Here is a 26,867-nt window from a genome sequence, read left to right as displayed (position 1 = left end):
TCTATGGGGTCGGTGAACAATCCTGAAAAAGCTGAAATGAGCACATCCATGATCCTGCAGATGTTCTGATTCTTTTTCCCTGCATGCAGGGAAGCATGCCTGCAATTCTGCGTGTTCCTGTGATATCATGGTCTGGGGTAGAAAAGGGGTATAGCAAGGAGTCTTCTCAGTGCTTGATATATATCATTTTTTTATTACGGTCGATGTCTGCACGTGCATTTTCTGCATCTTTCTTCTGCTGATGATCTACAGCCGGGAGAATCTGCATATCCGAAAGGCCAGGCTTTTCAGTCTGCTTGTCCTGTTCATGCTCGCTGCTTCCTTTTCCGAGCTGTTCGTGATCGCAGCTCCAGAGACATCACCTCTGACCTTTTCCGCAGCCTTTTCCCGCCTGCTGCGGCTGACCTGTCCGTCTGTCTTTCTGCTTTATCTCCTGGAACTTGCCGGAGAACTCAGAGCAATGCGGACCAGGCAGAAAGTGCTGCTCAGCATTCCGGAGATATTCCTCTTCGGATCGGTGATTTTCCAGACAATTCATCAGCAGAGGATTTCCGCTCTGGGATGGGCAGGCAGGTTCATCGTCGGGTTCTATTGCGCATGCCTGTTCTTTTTCCTTCAGAAGCATCATGATTCTTTTCAGAAGAAAGACTATCATGGCCTTCTGAGTCCGGCAGGCACCTGTTGATCCTGCAGATGGCAATCGTGTTTCAGATCCTTTCCTGCCTCTATTGTTTCTTCACGATCGAAGATGATTCGAGATTCCGTGATACGGAAACCGGCCTGCTCAGCCGATATGCCCTGCTGCGCTTTGTCAGACCATTCTATGACGCATCGTATCATACCTGGATTATCGCCCTGGATATCCGCAACAGCAGCTATTATCAGATGACCCTCGGCAGTACCGTCATGGCGGGAATTCTCCATGAGATGGGCAGCTGGCTGCACGGCTTTTCCAGAGACGGACTCCGGTGCTTCCGCTCGGAACAGGGCCAGTTCATCATCGTGATGCCGGCCGAAACCAGAGAAAATGCAGAAGCCTTTGCAGAAAAAATCAGAAAGAAGTTTGAAGGCACCTGGATCTATGAGACCGCAATCGTCGCCGTGACTGCTTCGGTCCGGATGGCCTGCATCCCGGACCAGATCCGCGATGAAAAGCAGCTTCTGCTGTTCATGAGCACGATCGCTCAGCAGGTGATCGGCAGCGATAATCCGGTCATGTTCACGGATGTGCTGAAGCAGCAGGAACGTCAGCTCGAAGTCGAGCAGGCCCTGCAGAGAGGAATCAGCAGAAAAAGCTTCAGGGTCTACTATCAGCCGATCTATGATGCCCGGACCGGCCGGTTTCGTTCCGCGGAAGCACTTGTGCGTCTCCATGATGAGAAGCTTGGCAGCATTTCTCCGGAAGAATTCATCCGGGTGGCAGAGCAGACCGGTCTCATCCATTCAATCGGGGAGATGGTATTCGAGGAAGTATGCCGGTTTCTTTCGGAAAGCGATGTGCTTGAAAGAGGAATCCGCTTCATTGAAGTCAACCTGTCCACCGTCCAGTGCATGGATGATCATCTGGCCGAAACGTTCCGTGCCATCCTGGACCGCTATCATGTCGACCCGCATCGCATCAATCTGGAAATCACCGAGTCGGCAGTCATCTTCAATGAGTCCGTCATGGTCAACTCGATCCGCAAGCTCCAGCAGGAAGGCTTCTCGTTCTCTCTGGATGATTTCGGCACCGGCAATGCCAGCTATTCATATATCGCCAAGTATCCGTTCCGTCTCATCAAGATCGACAAGAGTTTTCTCTGGGAATCGGAGAAAGATCCGGTCCGCAATGTCATCTTCCTGAACATGCTGTCGCTGATCCGGGGTCTGGAACGCCGTTCTGTCGCAGAAGGCGTGGAGACCGAGAAGCAGAAGCAGATGCTGATTCAGAGAGGAACGGATTATCTGCAGGGCTACTATTTCTCAAAGCCCCTGCCGGAAGATCAGTTCCTTGAGTATCTTGCCCTCAGCAACTCCTGATTTCTCTGGTTTCCAAACACCGCATCGTCGTAGAATTAGAATCATGTTCACAGACACTCAGCTGCGAAAACTGATCTTTCCTCTGATGGTGGAACAGGTGCTGGTGATGCTGGTCGGCATGCTGGATACCGTCATGGTCTCTTCAGCTGGCGAAGCAGCCATCTCCGGCGTTTCGATCGTCAACGAAGTCAACTGGCTCGTGATTGCAGTCATGGATGCCCTGGCGGCCGGCGGCTCGGTCGTCACCTCTCAGTATCTTGGATATGGCAATAGAGAGGAGACAGATCTTTCGGCATCCCAGCTGATCATGATCTCGATTCTGATTCCGCTGATCCTCGGGGCAGTCTGCTTCTTCTCTGCCCGGAACATCCTGACGCTGCTCTATGCCCGCATCAGTCCGGAAGTCATGGATGCCGGTGTGACCTACTTCCGCATCACTGCTTTATCATTTCCGTTTCTCGGCATGTATAACAGCTGCTGCGCGCTGTATCGCTCCATGAGCAGGACAAAGTCCATCATGAATACTTCGATCCTGATGAATGTCATCAATGTGGCAGGCAATTATTTCGGCGTCTATGTGCTGCACCTTGGCGTGGCGGGTGTTGCCTGGCCGACCCTGGTCTCACGGGCAGTCGCTGCCATGATCATGTTCCGTCTCTGCTTCGATCCGGAAAACGAGCTATGCATCCGCTGGAAACAGATCTTCATGGCAGATCGTCCGACGCTCCGCAGAATCATGTCCATGGCGGTTCCGAATGTCGTGGAATCCGGCCTCTTCCAGATGGGACGGATCATCGTCACGATCTTCGTGAGTACCTACGGAACTTCAGAAATTGCCGCAAATGCGGTCGCAAACGGACTCGGCAATCTCTGCTATATCGCTGATAATGCCCTGGGGCTGGCGATCATGACCGCGGTCGGCCAATGCGTCGGCGCCGGCCGCTATGAGGAAGCAGAATTCTACGGAAGAAAGCTCGTGAAGATTGCCTGGGTGGCTGAAATTCTGGAGTGCGGCCTCTGCTGGATCTCTCTGCCGCTGCTGATGCAGATGTATGAGATGACCCCGGCAACCGCCGCTATAGTACAGAGGATCATGATTCTGTGCTTTGCGGCAACCGCCTTGCTGCATGCGCCTGCTTTCGTATTGCCCAATGCCATCCGGGCAGCTGGCGATGCCAGGTTCACGATGGCAGTTGGGGTCGGCTCCATGTTCTGTGTCCGGATTGTCGGGGCGTATCTCTTCGGAACGGTGCTGGGCCTGCAAACCCAGGGAATCTGGATTGCGATGTACTGCGACTGGATCGTGCGGATCTGTTTCTTCTATGCCAGATGGAGAAGCGGAAAATGGAAGAATTTCCGGGTGGTCGGAAAATAGTCCGGGCAGATTGCAGGACGGATCACCATTTTTCGGTTAGAGTAAACATACCGAATGGAGGAAACAGATATGCGTTATGAAATCGCGATTATCGGTACTGGCCCGGCTGGGCTGGAAGCCGCAATTACCGCATTGGTGCGGAAGAAGAATATCATTGTCTTCGGCTCTGAAAAGAGCAGTCTGAAAGTTCAGAAAGCACATCAGATCAATAACTACCTCGGACTTCCGGAGATCTCAGGCGAACAGATGCAGAAAGCATTCATCAGCCATGCGGTCTCGATGGGCGTGAAGTTCACCGAAGATCAGATCACGGGCATCTATTCGATGGGAGACTACTTTGCGCTTCAGGGAGCGAAGGATTCCTATGAAGCAGATACCGTCATTCTTGCGACCGGTGTCGTTGCCGGCAAGCCCTATCCTGGCGAAGAAGAATTCCTCGGCCGAGGCGTGAGCTATTGCGCTACCTGCGATGGTGCTTTCTATAAAGGAAAGAAGACCGCAGTGATCGGCGGCAGCGAGAAAGAGGAAGAAGAAGCAGACTTCCTGACGGAATATGCTGAGGAAGTTCTTTACTTCCCGCTGTATCAGGGAGAGGTGCATACCAATGACAAGGTAACCGTCATCCGGGAACGCCCGGTATCCATTCTCGGCGATCAGAAGGTCACTGCTCTGAAGACTGCCGGAAACGAATACCAGGTGGATGGCATCTTCGTGCTGCGTGATGCCGTAGCCCCAGGCCAGCTGGTGCCTGGTCTTGAGACCGATGGTCCGCATGTGAAGGTCAAGCTTGATATGAGCACTTCGATTCCGGGTCTCTATGCTGCAGGAGATATTGCAGGCCTCCCATATCAGTACATCAAGGCGGCAGGCCAGGGCAATGTCGCTGCACTTTCTGCGGCTGGCTATCTCGCTACGAGAAAAACAGCGAAATAAGCAGGATTCTGCGTGTTTCCGGAACATTCCGGAAGCACGTTTTTTTTGAAACAGGTTGCTTTCTTCCGCCGGCTCGATAAACTGGTGATAACGATCTTCGAAAGGAGAACATATATGGAAATGTGGGAACCACGCGAGGTACTTGAGAAAGCATCAGCGACCGGGGCGGATTTCGCTGAACTGTTTTTTGAAGATCGGCATGACAATAAGATCAGATGTTCGAAAGGCGTCATCGGGGGCGTGACAAGCCTGCATATCTGCGGGGTCGGTCTGCATCTTCTGAAAGGCACTTCTTCAGTTTATCTGTATGGAAATGATCTGAGCAGACAGGGACTGCTGTCGCTTGCGGAAACAGGGTCGATGCTGATCAGAGATGCGGAAACAGCCGGCTGGTCAGGAAACAGGAATGCATTTCCGGTATCCGATCAGGCGGTCTGCCCGGTGCGCATCATGCCGGAAGAGGTCGGTACAGATCAGAAGGTGCTCCGCCTTCAGGAAATGGACCAGGCGGTCCGTACCTCAGGGGTACAGGTTCAGTCCATGGAGCTGACCTACTTTGACCAGACGCAGCAGGTCAGAATCCTGAACAGCGATGGACTCGATGTCTCTGATACGAGAGTATTCACCAGAGTGCGGCTTGCCGGAACCGTGGGCTGGAATGGCCGGCAGGTCTATTCCTTCGGGGATTTCATCCGGCCGGCAGGGTATGAGGCGTTTGAGAAAGGCGAGCATATTCCATTCGCATCGGGTTTCGTGAAGGGACTTGAAAAGAGACTTCAGGCCCCCGGGATGAAGTCCTGCGTGCTGCCGGTTGTTTTCGGCGAAGGCAGTCCGGGCGTTTTCTGGCATGAAGCCTGCGGGCATAATCTGGAAACGGAGGCGGGGAAGTCGGGACCGTTCTGGAATAGCAGAGGAAAGATGATCGCCAGCAGAAAGGTCACGCTGATTGACGATGGATCAGTCCCGGGGCTGTGCGGATCTGAGCGCATGGACGATGAAGGGCATCCGACTCAGAAGAATATCCTGATTGATCACGGGAAGATGGTCCTGCAGATGGCAGACATTCTCGGGGGCAGACTGACCGGTACCGGCTCGACCGGATCCGGACGCAGGCAGAGCTATACGTATGCGCCATGTGCGAGAATGCATAATACGTATCTTGCGCCAGGAGAGGATGATGATGACGAAATGATTTCTTCTCTTTCTGATGGGATTTATGTAACGGAAGTCGGAGGAGGGTCAAGCGGCAGGAATTTCTCCGTGGCGGTGAATTACGGCTACCGGATCCGCGGCGGGAGACTTGCCGAGCCGATTTCCGGAATCACGCTGAGCGGAGATGCTTCTGAGCTGATTCAGCGGGTTGACCGCGTCGGCAGGAAACTCGTCTTTGAAGAGGGCGGCGGCTATTGCGGTGCTTCTTCCGGGCTGGTGATGACCACAAATTCTGAACCGCGGTTCCGGATCAGCGAAATGAATGTCGGAGGTACGGAATGATCAGTCTGGATGCGTATCAGAAGAGTTTCAGGAATCTTCCGGAAGGGGTGAAGGATGCAGAAGTCAATGCAGAAACCCATCGGCTGATTTCAGTGCAGATCGAACAGGGAAAGATCAGCGGGGTGAAGGAAACTTCCTCGGTGCAGATCTTCGTGCGGGTGAAGTGTGAACATACTGGCTATGCCTATACGGAGGATCCTGAGGAAGATGCCGCGGGACTTCTGAAGCAGGCCTATGAAAACAGCCTGTATTCCACCGAAGACCCTGAGCCATTTTCTGCCTCGGAAGAGATATGGTCCAGGGATCAGGAAGTACCCGAGACGATCGAAGAGCTGAAGCAGCTTGCGATGAACATGGACGCATCCATTGCCGCGAAGATCGGTACCTGGAAAGATCAGACGGAATGCATGCTGGAGCTGACCGCAGAAACATATGGTCAGCATACCGTGAACCGAATGGGAATGGACAGAGGCTTTACATCACCGGTCTATCTGCTTTCCGTTACTCTGGCCGGGGAGGATCTGGCAGTGAAGGAAGAACGCATGTCATCTGACCCGGAGGAATTCGATCTTTCCGGCATCGCGGAAGCGCTTGTCCGCCGTCTTCAGGCAGGCATGATTCCGGCCGTATTGCCGCAGGCAGGTTCGTATGAGGTGATTCTTTCTTCCCAGGCTGCCGGTCAGATGTTCATGACTGCCTGGCAGATCTTCTCCGGGGGAAAGCTTTCCTGCGGGGACAGCTGTCTTTCTGGACAGATTGGTCAGAAGGTATCTTCAGACGTTCTGACCATCATAGATACCCCGGATCCAGACGGCGGTTTTCCGGCCTTCCTGGATTCGGAAGGGACGAAAGGACAGACGGTTTCCGTCGTGAAGAACGGAGTTTTCGTGCAGCCGATCTGCAGTCTGAAGAGCGCAGAGCTTCTGCAGGTGCCGCCGACTGGAAATGCAGGAAGACGTCCGCTGCTTTCCGGAATGATTCCGACCGATATCAAGGAGACGCCGAAGAATTTCTGCATTCTTCCGGGGACTTCGTCTCTGGAAGAGATGGAAGCACATATGGGAGATGGCTTTCTGATCACGGAATACTTTGATCTGTTCCATTCCCTGAACATTGCTTCGGGGGATTTCAGCGTTCCGGTGCATGCGGTCAGGATCAGAGATGGAAAGGAGTGCGGCATGGTACGGGGACTGACCATGAGCGGCAATTTCCGCACCATGCTGAGAGAGATCAGCGAAGTCGGCTCTGAGGCAGTGATCAGGCCGATGGAATATCTGAGAAACTATGGCATCGGCACCTGCCCGATCCGGATCGGAAAAGTAACGCTCAGCGGAGAATAGCAGCTAGATCTGCATCGCATCGGTACCTCTGTCTGTTCTGGTTATGGCCGGCTTTCTGCAGACTGAGCTGGAAAGAGAAGATCTTTTTGGCCGGTCTCTTATGGATGCCGGTTCTTTTTGCAGTGATTCTGGTACCTGCCTGCCGCCTGAACGCAGCATCCTGCCCTCTTCAGGAAGAATAGCAGAAGACCAGGGGACGAAACAGCCAGCAAGCAGAATTCTGCTATAATAGACGCGATTGTGAAGGAGTTCTATGGCACAGACAAGAAAATATGAAGATGATGATATTCAGATCCTGCACGGTCTGGATCCGGTCCGCAAGCGTCCGGGCATGTATATCGGCTCGACGGATTCTCATGGCCTGCATCATCTGATCTGGGAAATCGTAGATAATTCCATTGATGAAGCCCTCAATGGCTACGGAAAGAAAATCACCATCACGCTGAATGCGGATGGTTCCTGCACGGTCGAAGACGAAGGCCGCGGTATGCCGATCGGCATGCACCAGAGCGGCGTGAATACCCTGCAGGTCATTTTCACCGTGCTCCATGCCGGCGGCAAGTTCTCCAGCGAAGGCGGCTACAAGACCGCGGGCGGTCTGCATGGCGTCGGTGCTTCGGTCGTCAATGCCCTCAGCGAATGGCTGGTCGCAGAGGTTGCCCATGACGGCAAGCTCGTGCGCATGCGCTTTGAACATGGCGACAAGAAGATCGGCAAGCTCGAAGACCTCGGACCAACCTCGAAACATGGTTCCAAGGTTACGTTCAAGCCTGATCCGGAGTGCTTCACGACGACGGAATTCAAGTTCGATACGGTCTGCGAACGGGCCAGGGAAGAGGCGTTTCTGCTGTCCGGAATCTCGATCATCTGCAGAGATCTGCGCGGCAAGAAACCGGTCACGGAAACCTACTGCTATGAAGACGGCCTGATCGCCTTTCTGGACTATCTCCACGAAGACCGCACCGTCCTGATGCCGCCGGTCAAATTCAGCGGCACGTATCAGGTTGATGCGAAGACTTCCATCAAAGCAGATATTGCGTTCCAGTATACGGATGACTATCAGGAGAACACGTACAGCTTCACCAACCTCGTCCGCACGAGCGACGGCGGCACGCATGAAATCGGATATAAGAGTGCGTTCACGAAGGCAGTCAATGACTATGCAAGGAAGTACGGGCTGCTGAAGGAAAAAGACAAGAACCTCGAAGGCTCTGATGTCCGCGAAGGCCTGACCTCCATCATTTCAGTGACCGTACCGGAAGAAATCCTTCAGTTCGAAGGCCAGACCAAAGGCAAGCTCGGCACCCCGCAGGCAAAGAATGCAGTCGATGCGGTCGTCTCTGAAAAACTTGCATTCTGGCTGGAAGAAAACCGCGACCTTTCTGATTCGCTGGTCCGCAAGATGATGAAGGCAAGCCTGGCCAGAGAAGCTGCCCGCAAAGCCAGAGACGAAGCCCGCAAGGGGAAGAAAGCAAACAAAGGCGAGAAACTGCTCTCCGGGAAGCTTGCACCGGCCAATTCGAGAGATGCTTCGATCAAAGAACTGTTCCTGGTCGAGGGCGACTCTGCAGGCGGCTCTGCCAAGCAGGGCAGAGATTCTCATTTCCAGGCCATCCTGCCACTGCGCGGCAAGGTACTCAATACCGAGAAATGCACGATGAGCGACATCGAGAAGAACCTCGAGCTCAACACGCTGACCCATGCCATCGGAGCCGGCATCGGGCCGGATTTCGACTGGCAGGAATCCAACTACAATAAGATCATCATCATGACCGATGCCGATGATGACGGTTCCCATATCCAGATCTTATTGCTGACCTTCTTCTACCGCTACATGCGGCCGCTGATCGAGCATGGCATGGTATATATCGCTCTGCCGCCGCTGTATCGCGTGACGAAAGGCAAGACTCTGGAATACTGCTATACCGATGACGAACTCGATGCCTGCCGGAAGAAGCTCGGCAAGATCGAAGTGCAGCGCTACAAGGGACTTGGTGAGATGAATGCTTCCCAGCTCTGGGAGACGACTATGGATCCAGAGACCCGCTCTCTGATCAAGGTGAATATCAATGACGGAGTTCTGGCAGAAAAGCGCGTCTCCGTGCTGATGGGCGAGAAAGTTGCCCCGCGCAAGAAGTGGATTGAAGATAATATCTCATTCACACTCGAAGATGATTTCAAGGTGGAAGAGTAATGGCAAGAAAGAAAGAACTGCAGGATCATACCAGATATATCCCATCGCTGCTCGAAGACATCATGAGCGACCGCTTCAGCCGGTATGCGAAATACATCATCCAGGAGCGTGCGCTCCCGGATGCCCGCGACGGCCTGAAACCGGTCCAGCGCAGAATTCTCTACGCGATGTACCATGACGGCAATACCTGGGATCACCCATACCGCAAAAGCGCCAAGACCGTAGGTCTGGTCATAGGCAACTACCACCCGCATGGCGATACCTCTGTCTATGATGCGATGGTCCGCATGTCGCAGGACTGGAAAGTGCGTCTGCCGCTGATCGACATCCATGGCAACAACGGCTCGATCGATGACGACCCGGCTGCCGCCATGCGTTATACCGAAGCCAGACTCGCAACAGTCACCGAAGTCATGGAAGACGACCTCGATAAGAACACCGTCGAGATGACTCCGAACTTCGATGATACCGAAATGGAACCGACCGTGCTGCCGGTTCCGTTCCCGGTCATGCTCGTCAACGGCGCTACCGGCATCGCTGCCGGCTATGCGACAAATATGCCGCCGCACAACCTCGGCGAAGTCATCGATGCCACGATCTACCGTCTGAACAACCCGGAATGCTCGCTGTCCGAACTCATGGACATTATTCCCGGACCGGACTTTCCGACCGGCGGCATCGTCCAGGGTGCCGAAGGCATCGAAGAAGCCTTCCGGACCGGACACGGCAGAATCGTTGTCCGCGGCAAAGCCGACATCATAGAAGGCAAGACCTGCAATCAGATCGTGATCACGGAAATCCCGTACGAAGTCATCAAATCCGATCTCGTGAAGAAGATGGACGACATCCGTCTGTCCAGAGAAATCGACGGCATCCTCGATGTCCGCGATGAATCCGACCGGCAGGGACTGAAGATCGTCGCCGATATCCGCAAGGACGTCGATGCCCAGATGATCCTGAACTACTTCTACAAGAATACGGATCTGCAGATCTACTATAACTACAACAATGTCGCCATCGTCGATCAGACCCCGGTCCAGATCGGCCTGATTGGTCTGCTGGATGCCTTCATCAACTTCCGCAAGGAAGTCGTGCTCCGCCGCTCCCAGTTCCAGAAAGAGAAGATGGAAGCCCGCTGCCACGTCATCGAAGGACTCATGAAAGCAGTCTCGATCCTCGATGAAGTCATTGCGATCATCCGCAAGTCCAAAGACAAAGCCGACGCCAAGAAGAATCTGATGGCCCGCTTCGTCTTCGATGAACCGCAGGCAGAAGCCATCGTGACTTTGCGCCTGTACCGGTTATCGAATACCGATATCACGGAACTGCGCAATGAGTTTGCCGATCTCACGAACCGCATCGAAGAAGTCACTGACATCATCGAAAACAAGAATGTGCTCCGCTCCGTGATCGTGAAGGAACTGAAAGCCGTGAAAAAGGAGTATGATGATCCCCGCCGCACCCGCATTGAAAAGCAGGTCAGCGACATCGTCATCGACAAGACCGCGATGATTGCCAGCGAACACGTCATGATCACGGTCAGCCGCGACGGCTACCTGAAGAAAGTCAGCCTCCGCTCCGTCCAGGCCTCTGAAGGTCAGGAAACCGGACTCAAGGACGGCGATGAATACCTCGGTTCCATCGAATGCGATACGACTGATACGCTGCTGCTGTTCACGTCTCACGGCAACTATGCCTATGTGCCGGTCTGGCAGATCGACGACGGCAAATGGAAAGACATCGGCTCGCATCTGAACAAGATCGCACGCATCGACGGTGACGACAAGATCCGCAGCGCGATTCTCGTCAAGAGCTTCGATACCTATGCCTGGATCGTGACCATCACCTCCGGCGGCCAGATCAAGAGAACCCCGGTACGCGACTATCAGATCCAGCGCAACAGCAAAGTCGTGACGGCCATCACGATGACCAAAGGGCAGGAGCTCCTCAGAGCATTCCTTGCCTATCCGAAAGATGCCCTGCTCCTAGTCTCGAAGGACGGCTTCTCGACCCGCTACGACCTGGAACAGGTGCCGGTGCAGGGCGTCCGTACACGCGGCGTCCGGGCCCAGAACTTCGCAAAAGGCGATGTGCTTGTCAGTGCCTGCACGATTGCCCAGCATGACAATGCCGTGCTGGCAGTCACGAAAGACGGCCTGATGAAGCGCGTGAAGCTCGAGGAGATCCCCGTCAACAACCGCCCGTCCAGAGGCAACCTCATCGCGAAGCGCGTCAAGACGAACCCGCATGAACTCGCTCTGGTCAGACCCGCTGCTTCCGGACAGACCTTATGCTTCTATGATCCGGACCGCAAGGAAGTCAGAGCCGCTGACATTCCGCTCAAGCCCGTCACCGCAACCTTCGGCCAGCCAGTGGAACTGAAGCAGAACTGGTATTTCCAGAGCGGCATCGAAGAATGCCGCATCATCGACCGTCCGGCAGGACTGGAAGAAAAGGTCCATGACGATGAAGAACAGCTGTCTCTCTTTGACAGCGAGGAGAATTGATTATGGCAGTATGCCGAGGCTGCGGCGCAGTGCTGCAGACGACTGATCCGAAAGCACCTGGCTATACCCCGAAAGAGGGCAGTTCTTACTGCCAGCGATGCTTCCGCCTGATGCATTATGACGATCTCACGATCTCCATGCGCACCGGCATCGATCCGGACATGGTCATGAACCGGTTAGCAGACATGGATGTCCTGATTCTCTGGACCGTCGATCTCTTCGACTTTGAAGCAGGCATGATTCCCGGGCTCAGCCGGAAACTTGCCGGCAAGGATCTCATCCTGATCTGCACGAAACGGGATCTGCTTCCCGATACCCTCAACCATGAGAAGATTGCCCGCTTCGTCTTTTCCAGACTCAAGGAAGCAGGCATTCACATCCGGGAACTGATCCTGACTTCCGGCATCCGTCACGAAGGAAAAGAAGAGATCATGGAAGCCGTGCACAAGTATGCCGATGGCAGAAAAGTTGCCGTCATGGGCAGAGCCAACTCCGGCAAGAGCACGCTGCTCAATGAACTCGCCGGCAGCCAGATCCTGGCAAGCTCCCGATATCCCGGCACGACCCTCGACTTCAATGAACTCGAGATCGACGGCATTCCGTTCATCGATACTCCGGGCATCGAGATCCAGCACAGCATGCTCATGGACGTGAAGGAAGAAGATCTGAAGACCATCATTCCTGCCCGTACCATCAAGCCTCAGATCTACCAGGTCCGCGGCAATCAGAGCTTCGCAGCCGGAGGACTGGCCCGCCTGGATGTCTATGGCGCCGACCACGCAACGGTTGCCTGGTATCTCAGCGACCGCCTCGATCTTCATCGCGGCAAAGCAGAAGCAGCCAATGAACTCTGGCAGAAACACTATGGCGAACTGCTGAAGCCGGTTCCTTTGAAGAATCAGTTCCATACGCTCTCTATTCATAAACACGAAGAAAAGACAGACGTCGTTTTTGACGGTCTTGGCTGGGCTTGTGTGTCCGGCAATGTGAAGACCATTACTGCAAAGGCCCCGGAATCTGTCAATATCACCTTCAGAAAGGCAATGCTGTAATATGCTCAATTCCAAGCAGAAAAGTTATCTGAAAAGCCTCGCATCCTCGGAACCGGCAATGTTCCAGATCGGGAAGGACGCTCTGTCCGACAATCTGATCCGCACCGTGGATAACGGCTTCAATACCCATGAACTCATCAAGGTCAAAGTCCTGAAGACCGCTCCGGAAGAAGTAAAGGAACTCGCGTTCGATCTGGCCATGAATACGCACTCTGAAATCGTGCAGATCATCGGCCGCACGATCGTCCTCTACCGCAAGGCAGACGATCCGAAAATCATCCTGCCATGAGAATCGCAATCCTGAAAGCTCCCTTTGATCCGATCACGGAATCGGAACTGAAGGCAGCCCTCTCGTTTCAGAGACAGGGCTCCTTCCGCTTTGTCTTTCTGATGACGGAAGGGGACGCCGTTCTTCCCGAAGCAGAACGGATCCGTCTTCTGAGCCTGGCCCTTTCTCCTTACCGGAAGCTTGCGGCAGGAACTCCTGAAAGCCTGAAGGACCTGCTTCAGTCCAGGGATACCGTGATTGCAGAACTCGATGCTTCAGAGGAAGCCGAAGTTCGCTCCGGCATCTTCCGCAAAGCAGCACCTGGCATTCAGAGAGCATTGATTGAAAGCAATGCCTACCTGGATCAGATGCTGGAGGTCCGCTGCACTGCTCATCGGGCATCTCACTCCAGATCTGTTGCCCAGACGGCAGAGAAGATCGCCGAAGCCAATCATCTCGATGCAAAGCTAGCCTGGAAAGCAGGCATGCTGCATGACATCACGAAGAAATGGACCGACGCAGAAGCACAGAAGCTGCTTTCTGTCTATGATCCTGAAAAGCTCAGCTATTCTCCTAAGATCTGGCATAGCTGGACGGCCCCGATCTGGCTGAAAGGGGAGATGGGGCTTCATGACCATGCCATTCTTTCGGCCATCCATCATCACACCCTCGGCGATGGCAATTCGCCTCTGGACATGATTCTCTACATTGCTGATAAGATCGAACCGACCAGAGGCTATGACAGCACAAAGGAAATGGAACTGTCCTGCCGGGATCTCGAAGCCGGCTTTGAGCTCGTCAAGGCCGAAAGCCTGGAATACCTGAAAGGACATGGATCTGATCTCGCATGAATCAGAAATCTTCTCCTGGATCCTGCTTCGAAGCAGTCTTCGATACGGCTTATCTGCTCTTTGATCTCATCGCAGGAATGATTCTGCTTGGGAAAGGGAATACACCGGTACTGATGCTGTACGGGCTCCTTGCCCTGGAACTCGGGGCAGGGGATGCATTTCACCTCGTCCCTCGCATCCGCCGTGCTCTGCATGGCGAAGAAGCACATACTGAGCACAACCTGGGCCTCGGATTGCAGGTGTCATCCATCACGATGACGGTCTTCTACCTGATCCTGTACGCTATCTGGCGTCTGCAGTATCCGGATCTTCAGCCATCCGGAGTTCTCGTATTCCTGCTTTTTGCTTCAGCGGTCCTGCGGATCATTCTGTGCCTGTTTCCAGAGAATAACTGGTACTCTTATGAAGGAAACCGGAAATGGTCGCTGTACCGCAACCTTCCGTTCCTGGTCACCGGCATCTGAGTGATCATCCTGTTCGTGATGTCAGGAAACAACTATGACGATTCCCTGCATGGCATGCCGATTGCGATCCTGATCAGCTTTGCCTGCTATATTCCGGTCACGCTCGAAGCAAAGAAGCACCCGATGATCGGAATGCTCATGATGCCCAAAACACTCGCATATGTTGCTATGATTGTGATGGGCTTGAAAATGCTTGCCTGAATGCGGAGGAAATGAATGGCAGAATTACTCGAACTCACGGAAAAGAAACTCTCAGAGAAACTCGGAGAACACATCGTTGCAATCGACATGCGCAATGTCAATCCGTATACGGATTACTTTGTCATCGTCACTGCCCGCAACCCGAGACATGCGGAAAGTCTTGCATATGAAGTGCAGGAAGAAGCTTCAAAGCACGGTTATCCGGTCCGCGTGCAGGAAGGAGGACACGGCAGCACCTGGATCCTAGTGGATCTGTATGAAGTCGTGGTTCATATCTTCACGGCCGAAGCCCGCGAGCAGTATAAACTCGAGAAACTCTGGGGAGACCAGCCCTTTGTATCTTTCGAAGGCGATTCTCAGCCGGAGACAAAGGAATGAACACAGGCAGGTTCTGATCAGAGCCTGCCTTTCTTCTCAGAAAAAGGGCAGGGTGAACTGGTGATGTGCAATGTCCGATCAGGACAAAACCGTTCTCAGTCCCTCTGCAGGACCTTGCTGACAGCTTTCATTCGGAATGAAAAAAGAATGGACTGCCTGATCAGCAGCAGATTGCAGAAGAAAAGCAGTCCGCAGACTGCTCTCAGGAATTCCCGTCGTACAGATTATTCAGTTCCAGCCACCGGATGAGATCAGACGTGCTGATCGGACTGGAAGGATTCCATTGCAGGGTGTTGCTGATCTCGATCATGCCATTGCGCACCCGGCAGGCAACGAAGGCAGGATAGCTTGCAACATCCCATTCCTGTTTCAGACGATTCGTCGAAAGGTTTGCTTCCAGGTCCGTGATATCGACATACTCGATCATGTTCCGAAGATCCAGTCCGGTTTCAGATTCCGCATCCTTCAGAACCGTATTCTCCATGTAGAGACAGTCATTGTTCTCGTAGCTGCAGAAAAAGTAATAGTGGAGCGTGGATTCTCCTGAACTCAAGGTGTAGTCTCTCAGCGTCGCATAATCCAGAGCATTTTCAGTCATATAGGCAGATCCAGGCGATTCGACCACATCGGGTTCATTCAGGCGGTAGACCAGCACTACTCCGCTGTAGATGACGAGCAATGTCAGCAGCGTAAACAGAATTCTTTTCAGCATAGTTCGTTACTTGCATTATTCTACCATCCGCATACTCTGCATGCAATTTCGCTGTCTTGAGTTTGCAGGAAGGTTCTGCGATAATTGGTAATACGCTTCAGGAGAACGTTACATGCAGAAATGGTATGAACAGCGGTTCGTGAACCGCCGTGACTGGATACTGGATCATCTCGGCCTGCTTGGCTTAAGCCCCGAAGAAGCAGTCCTTGCCCTGATGATCGATTTCATGAGTGAACATGACATGGAGATTTCCATCGACTCTCTTTCAGCTGCCACAGGCATGGAGAAAGAAAAGGTAGATGCTGCCGTCTCTGTTCTCTGTGCCAAGAAATATCTTGAAATCCGCGCTTCCAGCAGCCGGGTGGTATTCCGGCTGGATGGCTTGTTTTCCGCAGATACTGCAAAAGAAGAGCAGATCCTGGACGGTCCGCTCTTCGATACCTTTGAAACCGAATTCCGCCGCCAGCTCTCTCATGCCGAGATGGAGAAGATCAGCGAGCTTTCCCGCACCACAGACCGCAAGCTGCTGCTTCTGGCACTGCGCGAAGCCAGCACGTATCAGAAGGCAAGTCTCCCATATGTGGAACGCATTCTGAATCGCTGGAAAGCCCAGGGCTATACTGCCGAACAGATTGAAGAGGGAAAAGGACATGAAGACTTCCGAAATTCTTGAACAGCTTGATCAGATGTTCCCGGATGCTCATTGCGAACTCAATCACCGCAATGCCTATGAGCTTGCCGTTGCGGTCGTGCTGTCTGCTCAGACCACGGATGCTTCCGTCAACCGGGTGAGTCCGGCTCTCTTTGAACGCTTCCCGGACGCTGCTTCAATGGCAGCTGCGAAGGTCTCTGAGATCGAGCCTTATATCCGTTCCTTAGGTCTGTATCATAATAAAGCAGTCTCGATCCATGGTCTGGCAGAGGGAATCACTGAACGCTTTGACGGCAAGGTTCCTGACAATATGAAAGACCTGATGACTCTGCCAGGAGTTGGTAGAAAGTGTGCGAATGTCATTCTTGCAGAATGCTATGGCGTTCCATCTATCGCTGTCGATACCCATGTCAGCCGCATCTCGAGAAGACTCGGCTTTGCGGATCCGGAGGATGATCTTCTGACTGTTGAGAAACATCTGCGCCGGAAGGTTCCGAAAGCCCGCTGGATCCGGACTCATCATCAGATGATCTTCTTCGGCCGGAGAATCTGCCATGCCCGCAACCCGGAATGCAGCAGATGCCCGTTTGTAAAAGGGTGCCGGGAACCGAACAAGCATTTCTCGGGAAATTCAGAAAAGGACTGAGCGTGACTTGAAGTCACGCTTTTCTGAAGGGGCTTCTCATCCTGATCCTTTCTTCCATCCAGGAGACTGGTTCATGCAGGAACAGCTCGCCCAGGACAGGGAGTCTTCCAGATCTTCTCAGAGACAGAAGAGGGCACAGCTCTGTTCAGTATCACGAGCGGCACGCAATCACCCCGGAGGAAATCGCGGATGACCCCCTCGAAAGAAAGACCTCTGAACAGTCTGCTCAGAGGTCTTATTGCAATGCTTGGTTTTCAGTCTTTCTGCTCAATCGCTCCGACGGGGCAGCTCTTCATCGCTTCTTCTGCTCTTTCCAGGGCTTCTTCCGGAACATCCGTTTCAATTGCCTCGGATACGCCATTCTGATTGATGGTAAATACTTCGGGGCAGACACCTGCGCAGAGTCCGCATCCGATGCATGTTTCATTGACATGATATTTCATATTGTTCCTCCCTCACGAAATTACTCCAAAGTAAGCAGCAGTGCCATCTTGAACTGCTTCACTGCTTTCACTGCATGCAGACCGCCCTTGGCAAAATGGAAGTTCTCACCTGCATGAATCAGGTGGTCCTCTCCTTCATAGCGGATCACTCCCTCGCCATCCAGAGCGAAGATGATTGCCTCTCCCGGAGCAGCATGCTCGGAAAGACTGGTTCCTTCATCAAACGCCATGACGACGAACTTCATCTTCTCATTGTGAACCACATCCATGTTGACAATCCGTCCCTCTGCATAAGGAACCAGATCCTTGAGCTGGAATACTTCTCCTGCTTTCACTGCTTCATTCATGATATCGCCTCTCTTCACTGCAATTTCTGTATATACTGCGCTTCTGACCGTTCTCATTCCGACAGCCTGATCCGCTGCGGTGACAATGCTGTCACCCGTCCTGAGCTCTCTGGCCTCATTCCCGGTTCCGTAAACCTCAAGATCTCCATCGGCGACGATCAGCAGCTTATGGTATGGATGAATCTCTGCACTGATATCCGTTCCTGCCGCCAGGGAGAAGTAAGTGATGGAATTCTCTCCGCCCTGGACCTCCTTCGAGATCGTGCATCCGGGAACCGGAGAATTATCCGCCGCAATCGAGAATACCTTTCCGACCTGCTCGTTCATGGCTTATGCGAGAATCGCTTTCAGATCATCCTCGGCAGTTCCGGTCGGACCGATATTGTACTGCTCGACCAGATAATTCAGAACATTCGGAGAAATGAATGCAGGCAGGGTAGGTCCGAGCTTGATATTCCGGATGCCGAGCGAAAGCAGCGTCAGCAGTACACATACAGCCTTCTGCTCGTACCAGGAAAGCACGATGGACAGCGGCAGCTCATTGACCCCGCAGCCGAAGGCATCGGCCAGCGCCAGGGCAACCTTGATAGCACTGAAGGCATCATTGCACTGACCCATATCGAGAATACGCGGCAATCCAGCCACAGTGCCAAGATCCAGATCATTGAACCGGTACTTGCCGCAGGCAAGTGTCAGGATCACAGTATCATCCGGGGAGTCCTTGACGAGTTCGGTGTAATAATTTCTGCCAGGTCTTGCACCATCGCATCCGCCGACCAGCAGGAAATGCTTGATTTCGCCCTTCTTCACAGCCTCAACGATCTTGTCGGCAATTCCAAGTACCGTGCCATGCGCAAAGCCGGTCATGACGCTCGTGCCGCCATTGATGCCGGTAAGCTGCGTATCTTCTGCATATCCGCCAAGTTCAAGTGCTTTCTCAATGACCGGCGTGAAGTCCTTGTCTTCGCCGATATGAACCAATCCCGGATAGGAAACAACCTCGGTTGTGAACACTCTGTCCTTGTAGCTCTCGCGCGGAGGCATCAGGCAGTTGGTCGTGAAGACTACCGGAGCAGGAATATCAGCAAACTCCTTCTGCTGATTCTGCCAGGCAGTACCGAAGTTGCCCTTGAGATGCGGGTATTCCTTCAGTTTTGGATAGCCATGCGCCGGCAGCATCTCACCATGGGTATAGATATTGATTCCCTTGTCCTTTGTCTGCTCCAGAAGCTGCTTCAGATCATACAGATCATGACCGGAGACCACAATGAACGGTCCTTTTTCTACTTTCAGCGGAACCGTGACAGGAACAGGATTTCCGAAGGTCTCGGTATTTGCCCGATCCAGCATCTCCATGCACTTGTAATTGACCTGCCCGACTTCCATGACAATCGGCAGCAGCTCATTCATGCCCAGATCTTCGCCGATTGCACAGAGCGCTTTGACAAAGAACTGATTGACCGTTTCATCCGTATAGCCGAGAACACCAGCATGATATGCATATGCTGCCATGCCGCGGATACCGAAGAGAATCAGAGACTTCAGGGAACGGATATCCTCATCTGCATTCCAGACGTTTTCCATCCGGTAATCCTCAGCTGCGGCCGGGCCTTCAGCAATGCGGTTCTTCTCGGCATGGACCTCATCGATCAGAACCTTCAGGGTTTCTTCATTGAAGTTCACGTTGGTGATCGTGGTGAAGAGCCCCTTGATCAGAAGATGATACGTGCTGCTGGCAGCGTTCCCGCTTTTCTCAGCAGTTCTGGCAAGGCCGATGAGCGCACCGGTCAGATCATCCTGCAGATCTGCTACTTCATAGCTCTTTCCGCAGACGCCTGCACAGCCCCGGCAGCCTGTGCCGCCAGCAGTCTGTTCGCACTGAAAACAAAACATCTTGCTATCCATTTTTCACTCCTCCTTATTCTGTGATGATGGAATAATGGAAATCATCTCCGGCATTCAGCACATAACCGGAATTCTTCAGCATTCCTTCCATGACACTTCTTCTGAGAGCATAGTATGGCGCGCTTGTGCCATGCCAGTACTGCCCGTGAATATCCTGCGTCATCTCCCAGGAAACATGATCTTCGTCCGATCCGGTTTTCACATTGACCCGATCGCAGGGCATCCCGTTCACGAAGAAGTCATCTAACGCCTTGTATGCTTCTTCAGGAGAACCCGCCGCTACGGCATGCTGCTCTCCGAACTGTTCTGCAGCTTTGAGCAATGCGTCCATCCTTGCTTCATCTCCTGCAAGAATCTTCGTAACAAGATCCGCATAGCGGGTTTCGGCATCATTGATCTGTGCCTGCAGCCAGCCATGAATATTGCCTTCATCAATGACGGTCTCAAGAGCAGGGAGCGTCTTCTGAAAACGCTCTGCATCCTCGATCCAGCCATTCTGTTCTGCAAGATCCGCAATCTCTGCCGTCAGCTCTTCCTGGTTTCCGATCTTGCCATACAGCCAGTAGTGAATCGGCCCTAATACTGCACTCATCCTGATTACCCTCTGAACTCTGCAATCTTCTCGTTCAGCGCATGAACGACAATGCTAGGATCTACCCCGTGAATCTCGCAGGCATCCTTTACGGAATCACCCTGGGAAGCAGGGCAGCCAAGGCAGTACATGCCGATTCCATAAAGCACTTCTGCTGTTTCCGGGTAATTTTCTACTAATTCTCCGACCAGCGTCTTTTCTGTTACGATCGCGTTCTCCATCAATGAAGTCCTCCTTGTATTTGCAGATTCAGTATCCTATAATCTGGAATGCAAAGATGTTGTCGTAACAACAAAAGGAGGAAAATCATGAATAATTTCTTTCTGAAGAATACACCTCTCTTCCATGGCATCCGGGAAGAAGAGATCCAGGCGATGATGTCCTGTCTCGGCGCCCGGGAAAAGCATTATCAGAAAGACGAAGTCATCCTGCGGGCAGGCAGTCCGACCGCGGAGATCGGCCTGGTGGAATCGGGAAGCGTCAATATCGTCGTGAATTTCTACTGGGGCAGCAGCAACATCTTCGGACATGTTGAAAAAGGCTCGATCTTTGCCGAGAACTATGCATCAATTCCTGGTCAGGAGTTGCTTTGCGATGTGGTCGCAGCCGAAGAGTGCGAGATCCTGTTTCTGAACATGAGACAGCTTTCCTCGACCTGCTCGAAAGCATGTTCCTTCCATAACCGCCTGATTCAGAATCTGCTCTCGATCTCCGCAAAGAAGAACCTCGGACTCTCCAGCCGCATGATGCACATCGCTCCGAAGGGGATCAGGGATCGTCTGCTTTCCTATCTTTCCGAACAGGCCCTGAAGAACGGGAGCTCTCATTTTCTGATTCCGTTCGACCGTCAGCAGCTGGCTGACTATCTCGGTGTGGACCGCAGCGCACTTTCCAATGAACTTTCCAAGATGCAGAAAGACGGACTGATTACCTATCGGAAGAATGAATTCACATTGAATGAGAAGGTGAGAATATGAGTGAACTCTTATGCAAGCGTATCTATGAACCGAAAGCAGAGAACGATGGATTCCGGATCCTGGCAGACCGTCTCTGGCCAAGAGGAATCCGGAAAGAAAATGCCGGAATCGATCTCTGGGCAAAGGAAATTGCTCCGTCGCCGGAACTCAGAAAGTGGTTCGGACATGACCCGGAACGCTTCGAGGAATTCCGCGCCCGCTATCTCAAGGAGCTTTCCGGAAATCAGCAGGCACAGACCCTGTCCGCGATGGTGAACGAGAAGCTGCAGACGAGCAATGTGACGCTGCTCTATGCAGCGAAAGACACTGCTATGAACAACGCAGCCGTTCTGAAAGAATGGCTGGAGTCAGGATATGGAAAAGAACGACAGGGACAGACTGCGCGCATTTGAGAACATGCTGGAAGAGATCAGAGTGCAGGCAGATGCACAGCAGAAGGAAATGGACCGTCTCAGAGCCGAGGGCAAGGAAAAGACTGCCACCTATCGGCAGTACTTCGGAAATCGTCTTCTGTACCGGATGATGCTGGAGAAATACCGGCAATACGGTCTGCTGGAATGAAACTTTCATTCTGCACCCCGCTGATGCAGGCAGCAATGATTCTCCTTATGACAGAAAATGCAGCAGCCGGATCATGTTATGCTCATGATCTGCTGCTGCATCTTTTTGTCTTACCAGTTCTGATGGCTCTGCGGTTCGTTTCCCGCAGCGAAGTGCTGCTTTGCAAATTCCATATCCTGAACACACTCTGCCGTTCCAAGATACGTTCCGGAAGAATCGCGGACTGCAAGATATCTCACCAGCATCGTCTTTCCGCCTTTCTCCATCCAGACTTCAACACTGTCCCGTCTGCCATTGCGGAAGTCATCAATGATCTGACGCACCATCGGTTCAATCTTCGGAGGATGGCAGGAGAATACCTCACGGTCAATGGCCATGCCCGGGCGCTTGAAGACCTTCGGGCCCTCATTGAAGAAGCGGTTGATATTCTCTGCATCTACGAAGGTGATTTCCATAGGAATCGTATTCAGCAGAGCAGTCAGCTGATCCAGGGTGAGGTGGCCGCCTGGCATCACGACCTCTCCGGAAACAGCTTTCACCGGTGCCTGTGCAGATTGCTCTGCTTCTTCCCAGGTCTTCCTGCTTACCCCGAAGCATTCGGCATAATCTGAAGAATCTTTGTAAATGCCATGCCACTCCTCTTCCGAGAAATTCACGGCACAGATCGGGAACAGAATATTCTGCTCTTTGTAGATCATTTCTTCTGCCCGCTTCAGAACGGCATCCATGCGTGTATTCCAGGCATCATCATGCTCCGCTTCCCTGACAAGGGCACCGAGTTCATCGCGAATCTCATCATCCACGGTCCACATGACATCAGACGGACCTGAAACTCCATATCTCACCTTGAGCAAGGGATAGAGCAGATCGCCTTTCTTTGCGTAATGAATCGATACTTCACGGATCTTCGCAATCAGCGAAGTATTCTTTGTCTCCTGATATTCCTTCAGCAATGCAGAGAGCGCCTGATTCTCAGCCGTGAGCGTCTGCAGCGGATGACCGGAAACAGCCTCCAGAGCAGCTGCCTTTGCATTCTTGTCACCATAATCATTTTTTTCAAAGGAATTCCGCTTTGCAAGCTCTGCCTGAATCTTCTGCCGTTTCAGAGATTCTTCTACGGCCTTTTCTGCATTGGCAATCTGTTCGTCACGGGTAGCACCATGGAATAATGCAGAATGGATATCGCAGAGCCGCTGAACCTCTGAAAGCGGTGTTCCTTCCTTCATCAGTTCCTGTTCTGCCTTCATGATCTCAGAAGCATCTACCTCGCCGAACTCCCGTACGAAGTCAGCCCGGACACTTTCAAGATCTTCGCCATTTCCCAGGCGGCGCAGATATGCTTTCAGCTGTTCCGTGCGATGATCAGAAGAAACCGGGGCAGGGGCAGGAGCAGCTTCCGGCATCTGGACCTCCGGCATCTTTCCTTCCAGTTCAAACCCATTTGCCATCAGCGCAGAAACAACCTCCATCATAGAGATGTTCTTCATCTTCGCTCCCTTCGGAATCGTCATGATCTTGCCTACCGAATTCAGCACCGGCTTCTTTGTGATTTCCGTGAAACCAAGCTTAGCCATGATATCAATGAGCGCAGGATATTCCTCCGTAAGTTCAAAAACCGTTTTATTCAAGTCAATCTTTCTGGACATATCAGATCTCCTCTCTTGATCTGATCCTAGAATAACGGGAAATCGTGATTATTTATGTTGGCAAAACAACGAAATTGTTATTTTTCTGAAATCCTGGTTTCTGATTCCTTGAAACGGCCCTGTCTTGTCACCAATGATCACTATCTGCTTCCGAAGATCCGGCATTGACAGCAAGAGAATATCAGGTACGATAGAGAGGCAATAGCACTCCTTCAGATGCAGGTTTTGTTGTACCTGCCGGAAGGAGTGCTTTTATGAAAAACAGAACAGCATATGTGATCCGTGTCAATCCTCAGGGCAGAGCCGTGTTCTTCAGCTGGCGGGATGCCGATGGTACTGTGAAAGATGGTGCATTCTACCGCCATTCCGATGGCGTCTGGGGAGCATCACCTGAATTTCTGGAAGAAAGTGCTGCTTCCCGCCGGCATATCTACCGGTATGTGCAGCGCTGGCAAGAGCGGAAACGGGAATCGGATTGAGGACAATGCTCATGGCGGAAACGCCATGGGCATTTCTTCGCCCTCGTAACCCCATGCTATGATAGGAAAAGCAAAGAAGGAGAGAGAACATGACAGGATTCTGGATCTACATGCTGGTGATGGTACTGCTCATTCCTTTCAGCATGATCGGATTCGGAATCTATCTGAATAACGGCGGACCAAAGGAGATCAGTCATGTCATCGGATACCGGACAAATAGGTCGATGAAGAATCAGGAAACCTGGGACTTTGCGCAGAGAACGTGCGGCAGATACTGGAGAAGCTATGGCCGGATTCTGCTGCCGGTCAGTGCTCTCTGCATGGTTCTGTTCCTCGGGAAGAGCGAAGATGCGATCGGAACTGCCGGAATGGTGATCATCTATCTTCAGCTTGCCGTCATGATCTGCACGATCTTCCTGACGGAATCCGCTCTGAAGAAGAACTTTGATGAAGAAGGAAGACGCAGGTAAAGATTCCGCTCGATTCCTTATCATGTGTATTCTGTGGAATTTATGCCCCGGAATATGACAGGGAACTCGCATCCGCCTATACTGGAAACAGGATCAGTGAGGAAACCTCATGCGCACAATCAGAATTCAGAAAATCGGAATCACGTATCTTCAGACGGATGCGATCGTGAATGCCGCAAACAGTTCTCTGGCGGCAGGCGAAGGGGTGTGCGGTGCGATCTTCTCGGAAGCAGGATACCGGGAACTCTCAGAAGCCTGCGAAAAGATCGGAGGCTGCCGAACCGGCGATGCCGTGATCACGCCTGGCTTCCATCTTCCGGCTAAGTACATTATTCATGCGGTCGGACCAGTCTACCAGGATGGCAATCACAGAGAGCCACAGCTGCTGTATTCTGCCTATCAGAACTCTCTCCATCTGGCCAAGGAATATCACTGTCATTCTATCGGCTTTCCGCTGATCTCTGCCGGAATCTTCGGCTATCCGAAGAAGCAGGCATGGAGAAAAGCGCTGCAGGCATGCATGGACTTCATCTCTGCTCATCCGGATTATCAGATCGATATCATCTTTGCTGTACTGGACGATGAGATCAAAGCAATGGGAGAAGAGACGCTGGCAGAACTGCAGTCCATGGAGCATTGCTGAATCAGGGATTCTGGCATACGATCAGTCGGTTCAGGAAGATCCGGAGATTCCGCTGAAGAATTGCCTGATGAAATAAGAATCAGAAATCACGTGAGGCTGATTGCAATCAGCTTCACGTTTTCATACGAACCTTCTTCTGATCTGTTAGATTGAATCTTCATGGGAGAAGAATAGGATGAAGATTCAGAAAACGGAAATCATGCTGTATGTGAAGGATATGGAACAGTCGATGAAATTCTGACGGGCCAGATTGGTATGACAGAGATTGAGGATCGGGGTGGACCAGGCGGAAGTCATGTGTTTGCGGTCAGCCAGCACGGAATGAATGTCTCCATTATCCTTCTAGTTCAGGAGCGGGTCCGCCAGTATTCACCAGAGATCAGCTGCATCACTTCTTCGATCATGTTTCATACAGAAAATCTGCAGGAGACACACGATACCATGAAAGCTGCCGGGGTTTTCCGTATGTGATTGAGCTGCTAAAATAACAGCAGGAACATGTCTATGAACAATGATATTTTGGCAGAAAAATCGTCATTTGCACCAGGGTGGTAAATTCCCGTCAGTCTTCTGGAAATAGACTATAATTCCTATGTCCGAGAAAGGGACATCAGGAAGTTTCCAGGAACCGATTGACGCTGACTTGGCGGTTTCGTCATTCGGCTCCTGGAAGCTCCAAGCCGCCAACAAATGAATCATGATGATAAGGATGCGTGGGGTCATTCCCTGCGTACGCTTTCATGGGATAAAGACCCGGATATTTCGAAATCCCAGAAGCTGATTTCAGATACCGTGCATGAATGGTATGATGCAAAGCATCCTCCTGTCCGAAGATCTGAAGTTCAGTTTCTGAACTCTCTTCCAGTCAGTCATTGCCCGATCTGCGGATCCGAGCATTTTATCAGGTACGGCTTCTATAAAGACGGAACAAAGTGCTATCGCTGTATAAGCTGCGGCCATAAGTTCAGTGTTCTTACAGGGACAATCTTTCAGGATCGGAAGATTCCGATTTCAGAGTGGATTGAATATCTTCTTTATCTGTTTGAATTCCATTCCATCAGCACTGCAGCACGCGATAACAGAAATGCAGAGAGCACAGGCAGATACTGGTTGATCAAGGTATTTGCTGTACTTGAAGGAATACAGTCTGAGGTAATGCTGGAAGGAAACATCTACTTTGACGAGATGTTCTTTCCGGTAATCAAGCACGAAACAGAAATCGTGGATGGGAAGAAGCTAAGAGGCATTTCTCGTAACAAAATCTGTGTCGCAGCTGCTTATGATGATCATGGGCATATGTATCTGGCCGTAGAGGGAAACTCAAAGCCATCCAGAAAGACAACATGGGAAGCTCTCGGAAAACATATCAAGCCTGGATCAAAACTGATTCATGATGGAGATAATTCGCATGGAATACTTGTCGAACGACTCCATCTGACAGAAGAAGTACATACTACGAGTGAGACCAAAGGATTATCGGACAAAGACAATCCTCTGGATCCGATTAACAATCTGCATTCACTGGCAAAGCAATATATGCGTGCACATGGCGGTTATGACAGGGACAATCTTCAGGACTGGATGAATCTGATCTGGTTTGTTCTGTCAGAGCCTAGTAATCGATATGAGAAGGTCGACCTTTTCATCAGACGGGCAATAATGTCGCCACATGTGGTGAAATTCAGAGATGCGATGTCAAAAAAGTCCGCTGATTAAGC

At 52.1% G+C, this 26,867-nt stretch carries 31 protein-coding genes; 24 read left to right on the top strand and 7 right to left on the bottom strand.

Going from position 1 to position 26,867, the window contains the following annotated elements; genetic code table 11:
* Positions 1–169 precede the first annotated feature (169 nt).
* The 14 genes from C7E00_RS10245 to rsfS all read left to right on the top strand — a co-directional run bounded on the left by C7E00_RS10245 (position 170) and on the right by rsfS (position 15,076).
* The gene (locus C7E00_RS10245) at positions 170–685 is read left to right on the top strand and encodes a hypothetical protein (RefSeq protein ID WP_105304195.1); all 516 of its coding nucleotides are present in this window, start codon (positions 170–172) and stop codon (positions 683–685) included.
* Positions 682–2,019 (top strand): bifunctional diguanylate cyclase/phosphodiesterase, encoded by a 1,338-nt coding sequence (locus C7E00_RS10240; protein WP_105304194.1) that lies wholly within the window; start codon positions 682–684, stop codon positions 2,017–2,019. The genes C7E00_RS10245 and C7E00_RS10240 overlap by 4 nt, the downstream gene beginning before the upstream one ends.
* 43 nt (positions 2,020–2,062) lie before the next feature.
* Positions 2,063–3,394 (top strand): MATE family efflux transporter, encoded by a 1,332-nt coding sequence (locus tag C7E00_RS10235; protein WP_105304193.1) that lies wholly within the window; start codon positions 2,063–2,065, stop codon positions 3,392–3,394.
* Between the two features lie 69 nt (positions 3,395–3,463).
* Positions 3,464–4,327: an NAD(P)/FAD-dependent oxidoreductase gene (locus C7E00_RS10230; protein ID WP_204378604.1), complete on the top strand. Its 864-nt coding sequence runs from the start codon at positions 3,464–3,466 to the stop codon at positions 4,325–4,327.
* A gap of 120 nt (positions 4,328–4,447) precedes the next feature.
* Positions 4,448–5,821, top strand: coding sequence for a TldD/PmbA family protein (locus tag C7E00_RS10225; protein WP_167836555.1), 1,374 nt, complete (start codon positions 4,448–4,450; stop codon positions 5,819–5,821).
* Positions 5,818–7,161, top strand: coding sequence for a TldD/PmbA family protein (locus C7E00_RS10220; protein WP_105304190.1), 1,344 nt, complete (start codon positions 5,818–5,820; stop codon positions 7,159–7,161). The genes C7E00_RS10225 and C7E00_RS10220 overlap by 4 nt, the downstream gene beginning before the upstream one ends.
* Before the next feature lie 253 nt (positions 7,162–7,414).
* Complete coding sequence (parE, locus tag C7E00_RS10210; RefSeq protein ID WP_105304188.1) at positions 7,415–9,355, top strand: DNA topoisomerase IV subunit B; 1,941 nt, start codon at positions 7,415–7,417, stop codon at positions 9,353–9,355.
* Positions 9,355–11,862 carry a DNA topoisomerase IV subunit A gene (gene parC / locus C7E00_RS10205; protein ID WP_105304187.1) on the top strand — a complete coding sequence of 836 codons (2,508 nt, stop codon included), beginning with the start codon at positions 9,355–9,357 and terminating at the stop codon, positions 11,860–11,862. The genes parE and parC overlap by 1 nt, the downstream gene beginning before the upstream one ends.
* A 2-nt stretch (positions 11,863–11,864) precedes the next feature.
* Positions 11,865–12,914: a ribosome biogenesis GTPase YqeH gene (gene yqeH / locus C7E00_RS10200; RefSeq protein ID WP_105304186.1), complete on the top strand. Its 1,050-nt coding sequence runs from the start codon at positions 11,865–11,867 to the stop codon at positions 12,912–12,914.
* Between the two features lies 1 nt (position 12,915).
* Positions 12,916–13,203, top strand: a complete 288-nt coding sequence (gene yhbY, locus C7E00_RS10195; protein ID WP_105304185.1) for a ribosome assembly RNA-binding protein YhbY — start codon at positions 12,916–12,918, stop codon at positions 13,201–13,203.
* Positions 13,200–14,033 (top strand): bis(5'-nucleosyl)-tetraphosphatase (symmetrical) YqeK, encoded by an 834-nt coding sequence (yqeK, locus tag C7E00_RS10190; RefSeq protein ID WP_105304184.1) that lies wholly within the window; start codon positions 13,200–13,202, stop codon positions 14,031–14,033. The genes yhbY and yqeK overlap by 4 nt, the downstream gene beginning before the upstream one ends.
* A complete protein-coding gene (locus C7E00_RS10185; protein WP_239928557.1) occupies positions 14,030–14,497 on the top strand; it encodes a hypothetical protein in 468 nt (155 codons plus the stop codon). Before yqeK ends, C7E00_RS10185 begins: the two co-directional genes overlap by 4 nt.
* A gap of 18 nt (positions 14,498–14,515) precedes the next feature.
* Positions 14,516–14,698, top strand: a complete 183-nt coding sequence (locus tag C7E00_RS16510) for a hypothetical protein (RefSeq protein WP_235897261.1) — start codon at positions 14,516–14,518, stop codon at positions 14,696–14,698.
* A gap of 15 nt (positions 14,699–14,713) precedes the next feature.
* Positions 14,714–15,076 carry a ribosome silencing factor gene (rsfS, locus tag C7E00_RS10180; RefSeq protein ID WP_105304183.1) on the top strand — a complete coding sequence of 121 codons (363 nt, stop codon included), beginning with the start codon at positions 14,714–14,716 and terminating at the stop codon, positions 15,074–15,076.
* Between the two features lie 202 nt (positions 15,077–15,278).
* Here the strand turns inward: rsfS and C7E00_RS10175 are convergent, their stop codons facing one another.
* Entirely contained in the window at positions 15,279–15,788 is a 510-nt protein-coding gene (locus C7E00_RS10175) for a hypothetical protein (RefSeq protein WP_105304182.1), read from the bottom strand.
* Between the two features lie 112 nt (positions 15,789–15,900).
* Here C7E00_RS10175 and C7E00_RS10170 point away from each other — a divergent pair, with 112 nt between their 5' ends.
* Together C7E00_RS10170 and nth are read left to right on the top strand one after the other, a co-directional pair.
* Entirely contained in the window at positions 15,901–16,461 is a 561-nt protein-coding gene (locus C7E00_RS10170; RefSeq protein WP_105304181.1) for a DnaD domain-containing protein, read from the top strand.
* Positions 16,439–17,086: an endonuclease III gene (gene nth, locus C7E00_RS10165; protein ID WP_105304180.1), complete on the top strand. Its 648-nt coding sequence runs from the start codon at positions 16,439–16,441 to the stop codon at positions 17,084–17,086. The genes C7E00_RS10170 and nth overlap by 23 nt, the downstream gene beginning before the upstream one ends.
* 254 nt (positions 17,087–17,340) lie before the next feature.
* Here the strand turns inward: nth and C7E00_RS10160 are convergent, their stop codons facing one another.
* Genes C7E00_RS10160 through C7E00_RS10140 form a run of 5 tightly spaced genes read right to left on the bottom strand, consistent with a single transcriptional unit; the run spans position 17,341 to position 20,594 of the window.
* Positions 17,341–17,529 carry a ferredoxin gene (locus C7E00_RS10160; protein ID WP_105304179.1) on the bottom strand — a complete coding sequence of 63 codons (189 nt, stop codon included), beginning with the start codon at positions 17,527–17,529 and terminating at the stop codon, positions 17,341–17,343.
* Between the two features lie 20 nt (positions 17,530–17,549).
* Positions 17,550–18,203: a cupin domain-containing protein gene (locus C7E00_RS10155; protein WP_105304178.1), complete on the bottom strand. Its 654-nt coding sequence runs from the start codon at positions 18,201–18,203 to the stop codon at positions 17,550–17,552.
* 3 nt (positions 18,204–18,206) lie between these two features.
* Positions 18,207–19,781, bottom strand: coding sequence for a hydroxylamine reductase (gene hcp, locus C7E00_RS10150; protein ID WP_239928556.1), 1,575 nt, complete (start codon positions 19,779–19,781; stop codon positions 18,207–18,209).
* A 13-nt stretch (positions 19,782–19,794) separates the two neighbouring features.
* The gene (locus C7E00_RS10145; RefSeq protein ID WP_105304177.1) at positions 19,795–20,373 is read right to left on the bottom strand and encodes a hypothetical protein; all 579 of its coding nucleotides are present in this window, start codon (positions 20,371–20,373) and stop codon (positions 19,795–19,797) included.
* A gap of 5 nt (positions 20,374–20,378) precedes the next feature.
* On the bottom strand, positions 20,379–20,594 hold the full coding sequence (locus tag C7E00_RS10140) for a DUF1858 domain-containing protein (protein ID WP_105304176.1): 216 nt from the start codon (positions 20,592–20,594) through the stop codon (positions 20,379–20,381).
* An 87-nt stretch (positions 20,595–20,681) separates the two neighbouring features.
* Here C7E00_RS10140 and C7E00_RS10135 point away from each other — a divergent pair, with 87 nt between their 5' ends.
* From C7E00_RS10135 to C7E00_RS10125, 3 genes are read left to right on the top strand one after another with little or no spacing between them, the layout of a single operon-like run.
* Complete coding sequence (locus tag C7E00_RS10135; protein ID WP_105304175.1) at positions 20,682–21,350, top strand: Crp/Fnr family transcriptional regulator; 669 nt, start codon at positions 20,682–20,684, stop codon at positions 21,348–21,350.
* On the top strand, positions 21,347–21,742 hold the full coding sequence (locus tag C7E00_RS10130) for a DUF488 domain-containing protein (RefSeq protein WP_105304174.1): 396 nt from the start codon (positions 21,347–21,349) through the stop codon (positions 21,740–21,742). Before C7E00_RS10135 ends, C7E00_RS10130 begins: the two co-directional genes overlap by 4 nt.
* Positions 21,705–21,911 (top strand): hypothetical protein, encoded by a 207-nt coding sequence (locus C7E00_RS10125; protein ID WP_105304173.1) that lies wholly within the window; start codon positions 21,705–21,707, stop codon positions 21,909–21,911. The genes C7E00_RS10130 and C7E00_RS10125 overlap by 38 nt, the downstream gene beginning before the upstream one ends.
* Before the next feature lie 110 nt (positions 21,912–22,021).
* Here C7E00_RS10125 and C7E00_RS10120 read toward each other — a convergent pair whose 3' ends face one another.
* Positions 22,022–23,557: a DUF438 domain-containing protein gene (locus C7E00_RS10120; RefSeq protein WP_105304172.1), complete on the bottom strand. Its 1,536-nt coding sequence runs from the start codon at positions 23,555–23,557 to the stop codon at positions 22,022–22,024.
* Between the two features lie 254 nt (positions 23,558–23,811).
* Here C7E00_RS10120 and C7E00_RS10115 point away from each other — a divergent pair, with 254 nt between their 5' ends.
* From C7E00_RS10115 to C7E00_RS10095, 5 genes are all read left to right on the top strand, one after another.
* Positions 23,812–24,036, top strand: a complete 225-nt coding sequence (locus C7E00_RS10115) for a hypothetical protein (protein ID WP_105304171.1) — start codon at positions 23,812–23,814, stop codon at positions 24,034–24,036.
* An 89-nt stretch (positions 24,037–24,125) separates the two neighbouring features.
* The gene (locus C7E00_RS10110) at positions 24,126–24,506 is read left to right on the top strand and encodes an SdpI family protein (protein WP_105304170.1); all 381 of its coding nucleotides are present in this window, start codon (positions 24,126–24,128) and stop codon (positions 24,504–24,506) included.
* Between the two features lie 109 nt (positions 24,507–24,615).
* Entirely contained in the window at positions 24,616–25,149 is a 534-nt protein-coding gene (locus tag C7E00_RS10105; RefSeq protein ID WP_105304169.1) for a macro domain-containing protein, read from the top strand.
* Positions 25,150–25,404: 255 nt separating this feature from the next.
* Positions 25,405–25,620, top strand: a complete 216-nt coding sequence (locus C7E00_RS10100; RefSeq protein ID WP_105304168.1) for a VOC family protein — start codon at positions 25,405–25,407, stop codon at positions 25,618–25,620.
* 219 nt (positions 25,621–25,839) lie between these two features.
* The gene (locus C7E00_RS10095) at positions 25,840–26,865 is read left to right on the top strand and encodes an IS1/IS1595 family N-terminal zinc-binding domain-containing protein (RefSeq protein ID WP_105304167.1); all 1,026 of its coding nucleotides are present in this window, start codon (positions 25,840–25,842) and stop codon (positions 26,863–26,865) included.
* Positions 26,866–26,867 lie beyond the last annotated feature (2 nt).

Origin of the sequence: Anaerolactibacter massiliensis (genome assembly GCF_900290205.1) — a bacterium.
Classification (GTDB): Bacteria; Bacillota_I; Bacilli_A; order Erysipelotrichales; family Erysipelotrichaceae; genus Bulleidia; species Bulleidia intestinalis.
The sequence above is the reverse complement of the archived record's forward strand: the minus strand, read 5'-3'. Positions and strand labels throughout refer to the sequence as shown.

Excerpts from the sequence above, each read along its gene's own strand:
- C7E00_RS16510 (WP_235897261.1), top strand. The coding sequence starts at position 14,516 with ATGTCAGGAAACAACTATGACGATTCCCTGCATGGCATGCCGATTGCG.
- yhbY (WP_105304185.1), top strand. The coding sequence starts at position 12,916 with ATGCTCAATTCCAAGCAGAAAAGTTATCTGAAAAGCCTCGCATCCTCG.
- C7E00_RS10110 (WP_105304170.1), top strand. The coding sequence starts at position 24,126 with ATGACAGGATTCTGGATCTACATGCTGGTGATGGTACTGCTCATTCCT.
- C7E00_RS10230 (WP_204378604.1), top strand. The coding sequence starts at position 3,464 with ATGCGTTATGAAATCGCGATTATCGGTACTGGCCCGGCTGGGCTGGAA.
- yqeH (WP_105304186.1), top strand. The coding sequence starts at position 11,865 with ATGGCAGTATGCCGAGGCTGCGGCGCAGTGCTGCAGACGACTGATCCG.
- C7E00_RS10130 (WP_105304174.1), top strand. The coding sequence starts at position 21,347 with ATGAGTGAACTCTTATGCAAGCGTATCTATGAACCGAAAGCAGAGAAC.
- C7E00_RS10105 (WP_105304169.1), top strand. The coding sequence starts at position 24,616 with ATGCGCACAATCAGAATTCAGAAAATCGGAATCACGTATCTTCAGACG.
- C7E00_RS10155 (WP_105304178.1), bottom strand. The coding sequence starts at position 18,203 with ATGAACGAGCAGGTCGGAAAGGTATTCTCGATTGCGGCGGATAATTCT.
- parC (WP_105304187.1), top strand. The coding sequence starts at position 9,355 with ATGGCAAGAAAGAAAGAACTGCAGGATCATACCAGATATATCCCATCG.
- C7E00_RS10160 (WP_105304179.1), bottom strand. The coding sequence starts at position 17,529 with ATGAAATATCATGTCAATGAAACATGCATCGGATGCGGACTCTGCGCA.
- C7E00_RS10170 (WP_105304181.1), top strand. The coding sequence starts at position 15,901 with ATGCAGAAATGGTATGAACAGCGGTTCGTGAACCGCCGTGACTGGATA.
- C7E00_RS10140 (WP_105304176.1), bottom strand. The coding sequence starts at position 20,594 with ATGGAGAACGCGATCGTAACAGAAAAGACGCTGGTCGGAGAATTAGTA.
- C7E00_RS10145 (WP_105304177.1), bottom strand. The coding sequence starts at position 20,373 with ATGAGTGCAGTATTAGGGCCGATTCACTACTGGCTGTATGGCAAGATC.
- nth (WP_105304180.1), top strand. The coding sequence starts at position 16,439 with ATGAAGACTTCCGAAATTCTTGAACAGCTTGATCAGATGTTCCCGGAT.
- C7E00_RS10235 (WP_105304193.1), top strand. The coding sequence starts at position 2,063 with ATGTTCACAGACACTCAGCTGCGAAAACTGATCTTTCCTCTGATGGTG.
- rsfS (WP_105304183.1), top strand. The coding sequence starts at position 14,714 with ATGGCAGAATTACTCGAACTCACGGAAAAGAAACTCTCAGAGAAACTC.
- C7E00_RS10100 (WP_105304168.1), top strand. The coding sequence starts at position 25,405 with ATGACAGAGATTGAGGATCGGGGTGGACCAGGCGGAAGTCATGTGTTT.
- parE (WP_105304188.1), top strand. The coding sequence starts at position 7,415 with ATGGCACAGACAAGAAAATATGAAGATGATGATATTCAGATCCTGCAC.
- C7E00_RS10220 (WP_105304190.1), top strand. The coding sequence starts at position 5,818 with ATGATCAGTCTGGATGCGTATCAGAAGAGTTTCAGGAATCTTCCGGAA.
- C7E00_RS10115 (WP_105304171.1), top strand. The coding sequence starts at position 23,812 with ATGAAAAACAGAACAGCATATGTGATCCGTGTCAATCCTCAGGGCAGA.
- hcp (WP_239928556.1), bottom strand. The coding sequence starts at position 19,781 with ATGGATAGCAAGATGTTTTGTTTTCAGTGCGAACAGACTGCTGGCGGC.
- C7E00_RS10095 (WP_105304167.1), top strand. The coding sequence starts at position 25,840 with ATGAATCATGATGATAAGGATGCGTGGGGTCATTCCCTGCGTACGCTT.
- C7E00_RS10125 (WP_105304173.1), top strand. The coding sequence starts at position 21,705 with ATGGAAAAGAACGACAGGGACAGACTGCGCGCATTTGAGAACATGCTG.
- C7E00_RS10175 (WP_105304182.1), bottom strand. The coding sequence starts at position 15,788 with ATGCTGAAAAGAATTCTGTTTACGCTGCTGACATTGCTCGTCATCTAC.
- C7E00_RS10185 (WP_239928557.1), top strand. The coding sequence starts at position 14,030 with ATGAATCAGAAATCTTCTCCTGGATCCTGCTTCGAAGCAGTCTTCGAT.
- C7E00_RS10120 (WP_105304172.1), bottom strand. The coding sequence starts at position 23,557 with ATGTCCAGAAAGATTGACTTGAATAAAACGGTTTTTGAACTTACGGAG.
- C7E00_RS10135 (WP_105304175.1), top strand. The coding sequence starts at position 20,682 with ATGAATAATTTCTTTCTGAAGAATACACCTCTCTTCCATGGCATCCGG.
- C7E00_RS10225 (WP_167836555.1), top strand. The coding sequence starts at position 4,448 with ATGTGGGAACCACGCGAGGTACTTGAGAAAGCATCAGCGACCGGGGCG.
- yqeK (WP_105304184.1), top strand. The coding sequence starts at position 13,200 with ATGAGAATCGCAATCCTGAAAGCTCCCTTTGATCCGATCACGGAATCG.